At 46.2% G+C, this 14,562-nt stretch carries 13 protein-coding genes and 3 tRNA genes; 6 read left to right on the top strand and 10 right to left on the bottom strand.

Annotated elements, in window-relative coordinates; genetic code table 11:
- Window positions 1-16 precede the first annotated feature (16 nt).
- The 4 genes from BLHYD_RS04480 to BLHYD_RS04465 form a co-directional block, all read right to left on the bottom strand.
- Window positions 17-517, bottom strand: a complete 501-nt coding sequence (locus BLHYD_RS04480) for a tRNA (cytidine(34)-2'-O)-methyltransferase (RefSeq protein ID WP_005949278.1) — start codon at window positions 515-517, stop codon at window positions 17-19.
- A gap of 158 nt (window positions 518-675) precedes the next feature.
- Window positions 676-1,695 carry an AIR synthase family protein gene (locus BLHYD_RS04475; protein WP_005949277.1) on the bottom strand — a complete coding sequence of 340 codons (1,020 nt, stop codon included), beginning with the start codon at window positions 1,693-1,695 and terminating at the stop codon, window positions 676-678.
- 133 nt (window positions 1,696-1,828) lie between these two features.
- On the bottom strand, window positions 1,829-2,461 hold the full coding sequence (nth, locus tag BLHYD_RS04470) for an endonuclease III (protein WP_005949275.1): 633 nt from the start codon (window positions 2,459-2,461) through the stop codon (window positions 1,829-1,831).
- Window positions 2,431-4,107 (bottom strand): B12-binding domain-containing radical SAM protein, encoded by a 1,677-nt coding sequence (locus tag BLHYD_RS04465; RefSeq protein ID WP_005949273.1) that lies wholly within the window; start codon window positions 4,105-4,107, stop codon window positions 2,431-2,433. Before BLHYD_RS04465 ends, nth begins: the two co-directional genes overlap by 31 nt.
- 205 nt (window positions 4,108-4,312) lie before the next feature.
- Between BLHYD_RS04465 and BLHYD_RS04460 the strand changes: the two genes are divergently transcribed.
- Window positions 4,313-4,939, top strand: coding sequence for a CatA-like O-acetyltransferase, family 2 (locus BLHYD_RS04460; RefSeq protein WP_005949270.1), 627 nt, complete (start codon window positions 4,313-4,315; stop codon window positions 4,937-4,939).
- Between the two features lie 250 nt (window positions 4,940-5,189).
- On the opposite strand, the gene glyA is transcribed toward BLHYD_RS04460, so the two are convergent.
- Entirely contained in the window at window positions 5,190-6,428 is a 1,239-nt protein-coding gene (gene glyA / locus BLHYD_RS04455) for a serine hydroxymethyltransferase (protein ID WP_005949266.1), read from the bottom strand.
- Window positions 6,429-6,779: 351 nt separating this feature from the next.
- Between glyA and BLHYD_RS04450 the strand changes: the two genes are divergently transcribed.
- Both BLHYD_RS04450 and BLHYD_RS04445 read left to right on the top strand, forming a co-directional pair.
- Window positions 6,780-6,852, top strand: a tRNA-Phe gene (locus tag BLHYD_RS04450).
- Window positions 6,853-7,152: 300 nt separating this feature from the next.
- Window positions 7,153-8,433 (top strand): O-acetylhomoserine aminocarboxypropyltransferase/cysteine synthase family protein, encoded by a 1,281-nt coding sequence (locus tag BLHYD_RS04445; RefSeq protein ID WP_005949260.1) that lies wholly within the window; start codon window positions 7,153-7,155, stop codon window positions 8,431-8,433.
- Window positions 8,434-8,639: 206 nt separating this feature from the next.
- Here the strand turns inward: BLHYD_RS04445 and BLHYD_RS04440 are convergent, their stop codons facing one another.
- From BLHYD_RS04440 to BLHYD_RS04430, 3 genes are all read right to left on the bottom strand, one after another.
- The gene (locus BLHYD_RS04440) at window positions 8,640-9,713 is read right to left on the bottom strand and encodes a 3D domain-containing protein (protein WP_021844621.1); all 1,074 of its coding nucleotides are present in this window, start codon (window positions 9,711-9,713) and stop codon (window positions 8,640-8,642) included.
- A 154-nt stretch (window positions 9,714-9,867) separates the two neighbouring features.
- Window positions 9,868-10,644: a sulfite exporter TauE/SafE family protein gene (locus tag BLHYD_RS04435; RefSeq protein WP_005949256.1), complete on the bottom strand. Its 777-nt coding sequence runs from the start codon at window positions 10,642-10,644 to the stop codon at window positions 9,868-9,870.
- 146 nt (window positions 10,645-10,790) lie between these two features.
- Window positions 10,791-11,228 (bottom strand): GatB/YqeY domain-containing protein, encoded by a 438-nt coding sequence (locus BLHYD_RS04430; RefSeq protein WP_005949252.1) that lies wholly within the window; start codon window positions 11,226-11,228, stop codon window positions 10,791-10,793.
- Between the two features lie 343 nt (window positions 11,229-11,571).
- Here BLHYD_RS04430 and BLHYD_RS04425 point away from each other — a divergent pair.
- The 3 genes from BLHYD_RS04425 (at window position 11,572) to BLHYD_RS04415 (ending at window position 12,480) form a co-directional block, all read left to right on the top strand.
- A tRNA-Gly gene (locus BLHYD_RS04425) sits at window positions 11,572-11,642 on the top strand.
- Window positions 11,643-11,645: 3 nt separating this feature from the next.
- A tRNA-Gly gene (locus BLHYD_RS04420) sits at window positions 11,646-11,718 on the top strand.
- Between the two features lie 300 nt (window positions 11,719-12,018).
- Window positions 12,019-12,480 carry a helix-turn-helix domain-containing protein gene (locus tag BLHYD_RS04415; RefSeq protein ID WP_005949250.1) on the top strand — a complete coding sequence of 154 codons (462 nt, stop codon included), beginning with the start codon at window positions 12,019-12,021 and terminating at the stop codon, window positions 12,478-12,480.
- A gap of 70 nt (window positions 12,481-12,550) precedes the next feature.
- Here the strand turns inward: BLHYD_RS04415 and epsC are convergent, their stop codons facing one another.
- A complete protein-coding gene (epsC, locus tag BLHYD_RS04410) occupies window positions 12,551-13,504 on the bottom strand; it encodes a serine O-acetyltransferase EpsC (RefSeq protein ID WP_005949248.1) in 954 nt (317 codons plus the stop codon).
- A 16-nt stretch (window positions 13,505-13,520) separates the two neighbouring features.
- The gene (cysK, locus tag BLHYD_RS04405; protein ID WP_040350646.1) at window positions 13,521-14,453 is read right to left on the bottom strand and encodes a cysteine synthase A; all 933 of its coding nucleotides are present in this window, start codon (window positions 14,451-14,453) and stop codon (window positions 13,521-13,523) included.
- Window positions 14,454-14,562 lie beyond the last annotated feature (109 nt).

The following is a 14,562-nucleotide window of genomic DNA, read 5'->3' as shown; positions in this document are numbered from 1 at the left end:
CATTGAGAGGCGCAGCTCACTTCCACTGATATTTCGTCAGATGTCCTTCCGACTGCATATGATCAAATTGATGCTGCCTCAGCGCTTCATAGAGAACGATAGCCACTGAATTGCTCAGATTCAGCGAACGGATATCCCCAATCATCGGAATCCGAATGGCCGTGGCCTGATTTTCCAGCAGAATTTCCTCTGGAATTCCAGCGCTCTCCTTTCCAAACATGATGTAGCAGTCCTCCTCAAATCTCACGTCGGTATAACGCTGCGGCGCTTTCGTCGTAGCATAGTATATCTTTGCCCCAGGATTTTTTTCCAGAAAGTCATTGTAATCCAAATAAGTAGTCACATCCAAATCTTTCCAGTAATCCATTCCTGCCCGCTTGATCGCCTTCTCATTCAGGCGGAACCCCAGCGGCTCAATCAGGTGCAGCCTCGTCCCTGTGGCCACACAGGTTCTTCCAATGTTTCCTGTATTCGCCGGTATCTCAGGCTCGTGCAGCACAATATTCAGCTTCGCCATTTTGTTTCTCCTCTTCTATTCCTGTTCAAGACTCGCCCGCGGGTCTTGGCGCGGGATTCAGGTCGGCATTCACCGACATCATTCATCTTTGAATCCCTGCGCATCCTCGCGAAGCGTTTATCAGATGGGGATTGACACCCGCCACTGATACTAATTTCTCACTCACCGCCTATAGAGGCGGGAGTCTTCTCCATTTGATAAATCTTATACAGCTCATCGCTTTGCGGCCGGTCCAGATAACGGATCTCCTCTCCGTTTCTCAGAATCCGGCTGCTGCCTTCTACTGCCTGTCCGATCACAGTCCCTGGAATTCCAGCCTCTTGAAGCTTTCTTACCAGAATCTCTCCCTGCTCTGTCCCAATCAGCATGGCTCCGCTAGACATCAGTAAATACGGATTCAAGCCGAACTGCTCACAGACTTCCACTGTCTCTTGCCGAATCGGTATCTTTTTCAAATCCACATCCAAACCCACGTCCGCGCCTTGCGCAAGCTCCCAAAGAGCACCAAAGACGCCTCCCTCCGTGATGTCATGCATCACACTGACTCCGTGTTCCATGGCTATCCGGCTCTCCGGCAATACAGAAAGATACTGATCAAAGTTCTGTGCCGTACGGACAAAGCTTTCTGCAAACACTTCTCTGAGCTTTTGAGCTCTCTCCTTAGCGACGATGGAAGTCCCTTCCAGCCCAATCCACTTGGTCACCACCAAGTCCTGTCCTGCCTTTAGTTTCTTCTCATACAGAGCTTCGCCAGCCTTCATCTTCCCCACACCAGTCACTGACAAAAGCGGCTGTTTCACCGTATCTGTCACCTCCGTGTGGCCTCCGATGACTTCCATATCCAAAGCTGCACAAGTCTTCTCCATATCTTCCACAATCCCGCGCAGGTCCTTTTCCTCTGTTTCAGGCGGCAATAGCGCCGTCACCATCACCGCCACTGGCTCTGCGCCGGCAGCTGCCAGATCATTGGCTGTGATATAAATACAATGACTGCCGATATCTTTTACTGTCCCGGTGATCGGGTCACTAGATATCACGAAAATTTCATCCTTCGCCAGTTTTAAGGCTGCGCAGTCCCGTCCCACTCCGGGCCCAAACAGTACTTCATCCCGGCGATGGGAAATCTTTTTGATCACGGAACGCACCAACACCTGCTCCGGCAATTTTCCTATCTTCATCGTCTCTCTCCTACCAGACAATCAGTGACAAAATCGTGGGAACCACCAACGCCAACACTAAAATTGCCACAATCACTGCTGTAAAAATTCTTCTCTTCTTAGGGTCAAACATTCCCATACCAGACATCTTTTCTCACCTCTTTTTATACTCGCTGCAATATTTTGTCAAAAAGCATTCCTCACACTTTGGACTCCTGGCAAAACAGATCTGCCGCCCAAAAGTAATAATCTGTATATTATACAAAATCCAGTGTTCTCTCGGCAAGACTTTCATCAAATCCTTCTCGATTTTCACTGGGTCCTCTTCCCTGGTCAACCCCAGCCTCCTGGAAATTCTCTTCACATGGGTATCCACAACCACACTAGGCTCATGAAATATATTTCCCCGAATGACGTTCGCAGTCTTGCGCCCCACTCCTGGCAGGGAAACCAAGGCTTCCAGATCACTGGGTACTTCCCCGCCGTACTCATTCACCAACCTCTGAGCACAACCAATAATATTCTTCGCCTTGTTGTGGTAAAAACCTGTGGGTTTAATATCCTGCTCCAACTCCCTTAAATCCGCCTGGGCAAATTTCTCCATGGTATCATACTTTTGAAACAAATCTTTTGTCACCACATTTACTCGGGCATCCGTACACTGGGCTGAAAGCATCGTCGCAATCAGAAGCTGTCCAGGATTTTCATAGTTCAGATAGCACTTGTACTCTCTTGTGTACTTCTCATCCAGCAAAGCTAAAATTTCTTTGGTTCGTTTTGTTGCCATAGTTCAACCTCCGTCACCTTCGCGTTTCGAGTCAGCGGATTTCTCTGCTGATAATCAAACAGCAGAGCCCGGCCGTCAGGAAAAACTTCCACATGTGCGGTTTTCGGCACTTTATATGCCTTCCGATAAGCCCAGATCTCCCGTTCGTACTTCCTTTGATCATCGGCCCAAACCGGACGACTCTTTAAATTCTCCCTCAGATATAAATCCACAATCATAGCTTCCTTCAGTGCCTTTTGGTCCCCCTCTGGGACAGTCAAAAGAAACTCCAAAAGAATCTCATAACGCCGCAGTCTGGAGTGAGACACAGACGCATAACCCCTCTTCTCATAAAACTCTCCCAGCTGCTCATAGAAATCAAAGGGATGGGAAAAATATCGTTCCATAACCGGAAGCGTTTTTGTGAACTGACCACTATTATAATACACTTCCACCATGCTTTCCACCCTTTTCAGCCTCAAAATTTCTCCATAAGACAGCCACTTGGTCCCCAAAACCTCATACGGCTCCTTCGCCTGGTAGACACAGCCGTAATCTTCGGTCTTCGCAGCCATATACGACCCCTTCAGCACTTTCAGAAAGCCTAACTGAAGCTGTTCCGGCCGCAGTTCATAGACCTCATGAAAAGAATGCCGAAAGCTCTGAAAATCCTCTTTTGGAAGCCCTGCAATCAGATCTAAATGTTGATGGGTATTTTCCATCTTCTGCACTTTTCGCACCACTTTGGTCACCTTCTTAAAGTCCATCACCCTGCGAATTTCCAGAATCGTCTCTGGATTCGTGGACTGCACTCCGATCTCTAGCTGTATCAGTCCTGGCCTCATCTTCGAGATCAGCTCTAACTCTTCTTCTCTCATCAGATCAGCCGCTATCTCAAAGTGAAAATTTGTGATTCCATTGTCATGTTCCAAAATATATTTCCATATAGCCATGGCGTGTTCGTGGCGGCAGTTAAACGTTCGGTCTACAAATTTTACCTGAGGTACCTTCCGGTCCAGAAAGAACTGCAATTCCTTGCATACCAATTCCAAAGACCGAAATCTCAGTTTTTTATCCACAGATGACAAACAGTAACTGCAGGAAAACGGGCATCCTCTGCTGCTTTCATAATAGATAATCCGGTGCTCAAAATCTGTGAGCTCTTCATAGGCAAATGGTACCTGACTTAAATCCATCACCGGCCTGTCTGGATTCTCATGGAGCTCTCCCCTGCTGTCTCGCCAAGTAATACCCAGAATTTCTCCCTTGGATACCGTATGGTCCATATAGCACTGTACCAGCTCCGATATGGTCTGCTCACCTTCCCCACGCATGACTCCGGCAATCCAAGGATTTTCTTTCAGAAATACCAGGCTGTCATAAGTGACTTCCGGGCCGCCTGCCCAGACTGGAACTGTGGGACAGATTTTCCCATAATCCTCCAAAATCTCTTTCAGAAAAGAAATATTCCAGATGTAACACGACACACACAAAAGATCTGCCCGGCACTCATAGAGATCCCGGAGAATCTCATCTTTTCGCTGATTAATCGTATATTCTCGCAGAATCACCTCTGCTCCCACCTGTCTAAGACAGGCTCTCAGATTATAGACTGCCAGATTTGAATGAATATATTTCGCGTTGCACGCGGCCAGTATCACTCTCATAGTTCCCTCCAATGAAAACCGATCTTCTTCCTTCCCAGCCAGCTCAGGCCTACTGCTTTTCAGATACCCTTGCCTGATTCGTCATTGTGACTATTATAAGAAGACAGGAAAAACTTGTCAACAGCCGCCTTTCATGATAGACTGACACAATATTGCATCCCTGCCCCTTCGTGGACAAAAAATACAGAATATAAGGAGAAATGAAATGGTTAAAAGAATAGACCCTCATGAAACCAATCGCGCCCTAGCATTCGAGCTGTGGATGAAAGCCCCCATGCCGATGGTGACGCTTTTCAAGACTCTGAATGTAACACGGCTTGTGAAACTAAACCGTAGGCGTCAGCTTAAATTCAACCTGCTCATGTGCTGGTGCATTGGAAAAGCTGCTTCTCAGACAGAGGAGTTCTATCTGCTACCTGTCGGAGAACATCTATACGCCTATGAAAAAATTGCTGTGAATACAGTCGTCAGTACCAAAAACGGAGAAATCAGTACTTGCGATATTCCTTTCTCCGACGACTTCAGGCAATTTCAGAAAGACTATCTCCGCCTGACTGTCCAGGTTCATGATACCTGTAAAGCATATGACCTAGGAGATGATTATATGGTAATAGGAACCTCCGCTCTGGCCGCCTATGAAATTGACGGAGCTGTAAATATCTACGCCGGGTTTTACAACAATCCTTTCCTGATTTGGGGAAAATATAGAAAAAAGCTGCTCAAAGCTACTCTTCCTGTATCTTTTCAGTTTCACCACACACAGATGGACGGCGCTCCGGCTGCTCGCTTTCTGGAATGTCTGCAGACAGAAATCAATCGGCTAGAACTATAACAAAGTGGGCTGCCACAGCATTAAAGCGGACAAGCCCACTTCCGTTTTTTTCCCCCATCCCCTCAATCTTTGAGGAGCGCAGTCCGCTTTGCGGTGAACTGCCTTCTTGCAGCGTGCGCATCTTTAGCGAAGCATTGCTGTTCTAGGAAAGAGCTTGCGTGACAAGGTCTTTCCCAGAACAGAAAAATACCGTGCCGTCTATGAGTCATCTTCTTGATAATCTCAAAAACGGCACGGTAAAACTTTCTTCTTAACCTACCAACGGATATCTGTCTGTCAGTGATTTCACAATCTCTCTCGCTCGCTCAGCGTTTTCCCTGCCATCGAGCACCAACGCAATCGCTTCGGCAATCTGATCCATATCCGACTCATTCATCCCCCTAGAAGTCACCGCAGCCGTCCCCAGACGCACGCCGCTGGTCACAAACGGAGACTGAGGATCATTGGGAATCGCATTCTTATTGCAAGTGATATTCACTTCATCCAGAAGATTCTCCATCTCTTTTCCCGTAACTCCTTTGTCCACCAAATCCACCAGCATCAAGTGATTATCCGTACCTCCCGACACCAGCTTCACACCTCTTTTCAGCAGACCTTGACTGAGTGCCTGTGCGTTTTTCACAACATTTTCCGCATACACCTTGAACTCGGGTTCCAGAGCTTCTTTCAGGCAGACCGCTTTCGCCGCGATCACATGCATCAGAGGACCACCTTGAATGCCCGGGAAAATCGCCTTATTAAAATTGAATTTCTTGGCATTCTCCGCACTGCTCAAAATCATTCCTCCGCGGGGACCTCTCAGCGTCTTATGCGTCGTCGTTGTCACCACATCGGCATAGGGAATTGGACTCGGATGCTGTCCTCCTGCTACCAGCCCTGCAATATGAGCCATGTCTACCATCAGATAAGCCCCTACCTCATCTGCAATCTCACGAAACTTTTTGAAATCAATCGTACGTGCATAGGCACTTGCGCCAGCGACAATCAATCTCGGACGGCACTCTTTTGCAATCTCCAAAACCTTGTTATAGTCAATATATCCCTCATCATTCACACCATAGCTAACCGCCTTAAAATAAGCCCCTGACATATTCGCAGGACTTCCATGTGTCAAATGTCCGCCATGGGCTAAATTCATGCCTAAGATGGTGTCACCAGGTTTTAACATCGCATAGAACACTGCCATATTCGCCTGTGCCCCAGAGTGTGGCTGTACATTAACATACTCACAGTGAAAAAGCGCTTTCGCGCGCTCAATCGCTAAAGTCTCCACCTCATCCACACAGCCACAGCCTCCATAATAACGTTTTCCCGGATATCCTTCCGCATATTTATTCGTCAGAGTACTGCCCATAGCTGCCATCACAGCTTTACTCACCCAGTTTTCTGACGCAATCAGCTCAATATGGGAATTCTGTCTCTGTGTCTCCGCCTCAATCAGATTTGCGATTTCCGGATCTACCTTCCGTACTTCCTCTATAGAATACATGTCTTTCAATCTCCTTTTCTATGTTAGTAACACTTTTTTTATTATATCCAGATTTTTGGGCTATGTCAATTACATAAAGACATTATTCCGCCACAGAAATACATTTTAGTTGCGGTTCAGGTCTCCGATATCCCGCGAGGTGTTTTTTCACAATTTGTACAAAAAGCTTGAGACATACTCGAACCAAACTGCTGTTTACAGCAGTTTGTGTGCATCGCGAAGCGTATTACTGCTCTCGAAACGCAAGTGAGTGAACAGTAACATATATTTTTTTTAATTTATCGAAATAAAGTCTTGAAATTTAAAATAAACTGTGCTAGTATATAGGTCGTGGCAAGGTTGCCATGTTTCGCCTAGTTAGCTCAGTTGGTAGAGCAGAGGACTGAAAATCCTCGTGTCTCTGGTTCGATTCCGGAACTAGGCACGATCAGAAAGGCTGTCGACGGCAGCCTTTTTGTGTATCCAGCATATGAGAATCTGTTTCTGGCGGTTTTTCATATGCCAAGCACAGGAGTCCATGACATTTTGTTATGGGCTTTTCGTATATATGTCTGAACACCGCTCATAAAGGCTTACACCTCTTCCAGTTTACATAGCAACCAGTCTTTCACTAAAGCCTTTCCGGACAGGAAGTCAAAATTATTCTATCCGGTTATGTACGCTTTTATCCGCCGGGGCAGGCGTAAGAAAACTATCGCAATTTATTAAGAAAGGATATACGCATATGAGTGACTACAAAATCGAAACCAAATGTCTACACTCCGGCTGGGTTCCCAAAAAAGGAGAGCCTCGGATGCTCCCAATCATTCAGAGTACCACATTTAAGTATGACACCACTGATGAGATGGGACGGCTTTTCGACTTGAAAGATGACGGTTACTTTTATACCCGGGTGCAAAATCCAACCAACGATATGGTTGCCGCTAAAATTGCTGATCTAGAAGGCGGTGTCGCAGCCCTTTTAACCTCCTCTGGACAGGCTGCCAATTTCTACGCAACTTTGAATCTGTGCGAGGCAGGCGATCATCTGATCTCCACTTCCACCATCTATGGCGGCACCTTCAATCTCTTTGCTGTCACTTTCAAAAAACTGGGCATCGAATGTACTTTCGTCGACCCAGATGCCAGCTCTGAAGAAATTGAAAAAGCGTTCCGTCCTAACACTAAGCTGGTCTTCGGCGAGACAATTGCCAATCCCGCTTTGACTGTCCTGGATATTGAGAAATTCGCAAAACTGGCCCACAGCCACAAAGTTCCTTTGATCGTCGACAACACTTTTGCCACTCCGGTCAACTGCCAACCTTTTAAATGGGGAGCTGATATCGTGACTCACTCCACCACTAAGTACATGGACGGCCATGCTGCCCAAGTAGGCGGTGCCATCGTGGACAGCGGCAATTTTGACTGGGAATCCAACGCAGAAAAGTTCTCCTGCCTGACCACGCCTGATGAGTCTTACCATGGGCTGATTTACACCCAAGCTTTTGGCAAAAAAGCCTATATCACAAAGGCCACCGTCACCTTGATGCGTGATTTAGGTTCCATCCCGTCTCCAATGAATGCTTTCATCTTAAATTTGGGACTGGAATCTATGCCTCTGCGCGTGGAGCGTCACTGCTACAACGCACAGAAAGTGGCAGAATTCTTAAACGCTCACGAAAAAGTATCCAGCGTAAACTATGCTGGTCTTCCCAGTGATAAATACCATGAACGCGCGAAAAAATACATGCCGAAGGGGACCTGTGGCGTCATCTCCTTCGAACTAAAAGGCGGACGGGAATCAGCAGTCCATTTCATGGACAGTCTAAAGCTTGCCACTATTGCTACCCACGTGGCAGACGCAAAGACTTGTGTGCTCCATCCGGCCAGCCACACACACCGCCAGATGAACGACGAACAATTAAAAGAGGCAGGAGTTTCCCCAGGAATGATTCGTTTTTCTGTCGGTATCGAGAACATTGATGATATTCTCTCTGACCTAGAGCAAGCACTGAAAAACGCGTAAAAATGAACAACATACAAAGATTCTGACCTGCCAGGACCTGTCTTTGCGAGAACAGTATGTCTCTGCTCCGCTACGTTCCGTGCTAGAGGTGTGCCACCAACAGGCAGCACCGTTTGCCAGGCTTATCACCTAAAAAGCCAGCTGTGCATACAGGGAAACTCCCCGACGCACAGCTGGCTTTTATGCGTAGCTATTAAATTTTTTCACTATTCCTGCAACAGATAAACATCCGTATAGTAGACTCCTAAATCCTCACCCTCCTGGTGACTCGCCACATAGATGTCGATGCAATTGTCCACAATTGCGCCTCCACAATCCTCAGCCACATACACCTGTCCGTTGATAACCACCTTAGAGCCATAGGGAATCTGGCTTGGATTCACCGCAATCGTATGATTCGTCGTCGCCGTCACTCCTGTGGAAGTGATACCATCTGACCACGGTCCGCAACAGATACTACACGGACAATAATGCGTGATTCGGAAATTTCCGAGAGGCAGTAGCTTAGCATCCGCTGAAACGGGAACTGCTTCTCCGATCTGAACACCGGTGACTTCATCTGTAGACACTGTCACACCATCCACCGCATCCGCAAAAAGACTGTCCCCTTTGCTTTTATGAATCGTTCCTTCTTCCTGCGCATCCGCGACTTCCTCTTCGTCCTGCTCTTCTTCCAAATCCAAATATGTATTAGGGATATAACCTGTCACCTTGCTGCCATCAATCTCTTCATAACTGATACGACTCCAGTCACCATTACAATCCCCGGTCCGCTGAACCACATCATTCTCCAGAAGCTCTCCTACCTGCTGTCCGTCCTTTCGTCCTGGAAAATCCAAAACTGTACAGTCTGCCGTCACTGTCACCTCTTCGTTGACTTTGTTGATCTGGGAAGTCTCATTCAGAGAAGAGTTTAGAATATACCCCGTACTTTTCTTTCCGCTCTTTGTCTTAAAACCAACCTTACTCCAGCCGTTATCACAGATTCCAACCCGATGCACCTCCGTCCCCAGAGGAATGGTCTTCAGGCATTTAGCCCCCTCCTGCGGTGCCTTGCAAATCTGCGCCGTCTTCGATGAGACGTAGAGTACATCCTCATATCTCACCATCTCCGTTCCTTTTACGGAACCGTCTTTCACATTTTCAGTCTGATACTCCTTGTTATCCTGTTTAAACGCATTGGTTATGCTCTCGTAATCCGCTACCGATGCCTGAGCTATTGTCGCCGTAAAAATGGAGGCTGATAGGATCAGGCTCCCAATCCACAATTTTTTCTTCATACCTTGTGCCTCTATTGTTCCTTTCTGCTGATTTCCCCTCAATAGCTGCCTGTGTTAGTGTAAACTAATGCGTAATATCACTCGCATGAGTTATTATAGCACAAAAAAACAGGTCTTGCAATTAGAGAACTTTCCATAAGAAATATGCAATGCCTCACGAAAAGACTGAAAAGCCCATGACTACGATGCCTAAGACAACCAATATGATTCCTGTCACACGGTTTAAAGTTTTTGGCTCGGCCTTATTCGCAAAAACCGCAGCAACTCTTGCCCACAGGAAGGTAAAAATAACACACAGAATCCAGATCAGCCAATCCGGTGTTCCGCCGATCAGGAAATGTGAAACTGCTCCAGTCAAAGCAGTAAAAGTCATCACAAAAACACTGGTGCCCACGGCAGTCTTTAATTCGTAGTTCAAAACAGTTGTAAGCAGCAAAAGCATCATCATTCCGCCTCCCGCTCCTATAAATCCACAAATAAAGCCTATCACAATACCGCACAGCATTGACTGTATGGCATGTTTTCTTGCAGAGACAGATCCCATTGACTCCTTTGTGGTCATCACGGGCCTGACGATAAATTTAATTCCCAGGAAAAAGGTCATAATTACAGAAAAATTTCCCATGGCCGCAGAAGGCACCAGGCTCGAGACGTAGCTTCCAACCACTGTGAAAATCAGGACACTGGCCATCATGATAAGGCCATTTTTGATATCCAGATTTTTGTTTTTTCCATAAGTATAGGCGGATACGGCGCTCGCAAGGACATCCGAGGACAAAGCAATGCCGACAGCTATATAAGGCTTTACCCCCAGAAACGTAATCAGCATAGGCGTTATGACAGCCGCAGCACTCATCCCGGCAAAACCGGTTCCCAGCCCTGCGCCCATTCCCGCAAAAAAAGTTACCAAAATTGACAGCAGTAGTTCCATATTTTTTCGTCTCCTCTATCATACTTCATTCCAGCGTGTGTATCCCGTCCAGCAGGACTTTTTGTATCATAGGAGATTCAAAGGTATTTCCTATGACATAAGGAAACAGCATAGCCTTTCGGCTATGCTGCCTGCTCAGTTAGGGGTTATCTGCAAAGATCAGCTACAACCTGATTGATCAGCTTGCCATCTGCCTTTCCCTTCAGATCTCCCATCACTGCCTTCATAATTTGGCCTTTATTTTTTGTTGCTACAATTTCAGAGAATTTATCCATGATATAAACTTTAATTTCTTCCTCTCCCATTTGAGCCGGCGCATACTCACTGATGACATCGTAACGGAACTGGTATTCTGCTCTCAAATCGTCTCTCTCGGCTGGGCAGGTATCAATCTGTTCTTTCACTGTCTTTAGTTCTTTTAAAATAACCCGATCTACTAGTTCTGCAGAGATATCGTCTCTACACCCTTCGTCGATAGCTACTTTTTTGACCGCCGATATTACAGAGGAAATCGCTTCTTTTCTGGGTTTGTCCTTGGCTTTCATCGCCGCAACCATATCTTTTCTTAGTTTCTCCAATTCCATCTTTCTGTTCCTCCTGTTCACTTTTTCTACCTATTATAATACGATTTATTGTAAAAACAAAGCCCTAAAAGATAACTATTCAGCCATAACAGCTCGGATTAGCTGCTGCGCAGCTTATATCGCCGCATATGCGGCTAAATCCTCGCTTATGGCCAAGCGCCATATGCCTGATAAGAACAAAACTCCTCTGCAAGCAAGCTTTCTCCGGATTTTTGTTCTTATCAGCCGCATGGCTGAATAGTTACAAAGTTTTTCATTTTTTTTAAAATATCTATTGACAAATCCTGGACTTTAGGATAGAATAATCTTCGTTGCAAGGGCAACAACAAAACAAAATATAAATGCGGGTGTAGTTCAATGGTAGAACACTAGCCTTCCAAGCTAGATACGTGGGTTCGATTCCCATCACCCGCTTCTGCGATAGTGGCGTAGTTGGTAACGCGCGACCTTGCCAAGGTCGAGACCGCGGGTTCGAGCCCCGTCTATCGCTCTTAAAAACTCCTGAGATATCAGGAGTTTTTTGTATTCCAGGAAAGATAAAATTCCTTCCTAAAACAGAAACTCTTCTTTATAGATATGTATACTACTCTAAAGCGCTTCAACGAGCAGCCATGTTACAGCGACACAAAATGCGAGCTGCCTCCCTCAAAGTTTAGGACATGGGAAAATTGAAGTGAACTTGCATCTTTGAATTATGTTAAGAAAACTAGCAAATCTGATGATTTTAATCGGTAGAGTTTATCCTTATCCAATAGTATAATAGGGCTACAGACAAATAGGAGGAAATTCAATGAATCTAGGAAACAGTTTATTTCACGCAAGAAAAAAACGCGGGCTTTCACAGGAAGATGTCGCTGAAAAACTAGGGGTAAGTAGACAAACTATTTCAAAATGGGAAACCAACGAAACCGTTCCAGATATTTATCAGTCAAAAAGAATGGCAATGCTTTATAACATGTCATTGGATGAACTGATTGACTTTGACATTGACATCAGGGAAATCCAGGAAGTGATTGATAAAACAAATGAGAAAACTGAAGAAAAAATCAACTGGACAAACGCCTGGGGAAAGAAATATCCTATTCTCCTTAAATATCAGGCAGATGTGGATGTCCCAAGCTATGCCTACAAAATCAGTGCAATGCTGGACGAATTAAAACTGGAACATCAATTCAATGAACAAGATGCGATGCTGGTTCTCAAAGATATTTTGTACAGCGTCTGGAAAGACCGAAAAAACAGAGCAAACTAGTAAATAGGAAGTTTTCCCTCATTTACAAGGGCCAAGGCGGTAGAAATACCGCTCTGACCCTTCTGACTGATCAGTTCTCCCAATCCCAGATACTCTCTTTTTCCAGCTCTTTTGGCCGCTTAATTACCAGCTCTGGACTTTTCGCGCTCACCCGAGTATTCGGCGGTATAGACTCCGTGATGAAGGTGTTGCCTCCGATCGTGCTGTTTTCCCCAATAACCGTCTCGCCGCCTAGCACCGAAGAATTAGAATAGATTGTTACATTATTTTCAATCGTCGGATGACGCTTTACACCGGACAGCTGCTGCCCGCTTCTGGTGGAGAGCGCCCCCAGGGTCACTCCCTGATACAGCTTCACGTTATCCCCGATATAGGTGGTCTCTCCGATTACCACACCAGTTCCATGGTCAATAAAGAAATACTCTCCGATCGTAGCCCCAGGATTGATGTCGATTCCGGTCTTATTGTGAGCATACTCCGTCATAATACGCGGAATATAAGGCACGTTCTCTACGTAGAGCTCATGGGCAATCCGATACACATAGATCGCAAATAACCCAGGATAGCAGAAAATAATCTCTTCCTTGCTCTTTGCTGCCGGGTCCCCGTCAAAGCCGGCCTGGACATCTTTGATAAGCCTTTCCTGCACCTTGGGCAGATTTCTGAAAAACTTTTCGCAGATCTGCGCAGAGCGCTCGGAAACCTTCTGTGTGTCTTCCTCCCCCTGATATAGCAAAGCGATCTCCACCTGTTCCTTCAATTTGTCGTAGAGATGATTCAGCCAAAACCCCACATGGTATTCCGGCTGCACCCTAGCCATACTGTCGTCTCCGAAATATCCTGGAAACACCACCTGTTCCAGCTCTTGAATGACCTCAATAATCGCGTCCCGGTCAGGAAGGCAACGTTTCACATCCATGCCGCAGCGGCAAGTTCCCGATTTGCCCAGAAACAAGTCCTCACTTTCATAAATCTTCTGTATCTCCTCAGCTGTCTTTAATATAATTTCTCTTTTACGCTCCATTGCTCTTCTCCTTCTCTCATTCCTGAAACAGCGCCGTCGAATAATATCTGTCACCAGAATCCGGGAGCAAAGCCACAATCGTCTTTCCCTCATTTTCCGGTTTCTTTGCCAGTTCCATGGCTGTCCAAAGGGCTGCTCCTGAGGAAATTCCCACCAGCATTCCCTCCTGCTTTGCCAGCAGCTTTGCGCTCCAAATTGCATCCTCGGTCCGCACTGTCGCAATCTCATCATAGATTTCCCTGTTCAGCAATTTCGGCACAAAATTTGCCCCGATTCCCTGAATTCCATGGCTCCCTGCTCTTCCCTCAGAAAGCAAAGGGGAATCCGCAGGTTCTACGGCGATCACTCGGATTTTGGAATTCCTGCTCTTTAAAAATTCTCCGGTACCAGTCAACGTGCCTCCAGTACCTACTCCAGCCACAAAAAAGTCCACGTTTCCTTGGGTGTCCTCCCAGATCTCCGGCCCCGTGGTCTCCACGTGAGCTCGAGCGTTCGCTGGATTCTCAAACTGTCCCGGTATAAAGCTATCCGGTATCTCTTCTGCCAACTCTTCTGCCTTATCCACAGCACCTTGCATCCCTTTTTTCCCATCTGTGAGCACGATCTCGGCTCCATATGCCTTTAGAATATTAATCCGTTCCTGACTCATAGTCTCCGGCATCGTCAAAATCATCCGATACCCCAAAACCGCTGCGATGGATGCCAACCCAATTCCTGTGTTTCCCGAAGTCGGCTCGATGATGACGGAACCCGCCTTCAGCACCCCTCTTCTTTGGGCATCCTCAAGCATGGATTTCGCAGCCCTGTCTTTCACGCTGCCAGCCGGGTTCAAGTACTCCAATTTTACCAGCACTCTCCCTTTCAGTTTCTCTTTTTCTTCTATATGGCAAATTTCCATCAAAGGTGTATTTCCAATGAATTCTGTCACATTTTTATATATTTTAGACATACGTATCCTCCTTTTTCCAAACCCTTTTATAGCATACCATATTTTTAAAACTTCCGCCTTCTTTTTTTGTGAAAACACCAGAAATAATTGACAGTTTTCCAACCTTTCG

This window comes from Blautia hydrogenotrophica DSM 10507, assembly GCF_034356035.1.
Classification (GTDB): domain Bacteria; phylum Bacillota; class Clostridia; order Lachnospirales; family Lachnospiraceae; genus Blautia_A; species Blautia_A hydrogenotrophica.
Note: the sequence above shows the minus strand (reverse complement) of the source record. Positions and strands in the feature narration are given on the sequence as shown.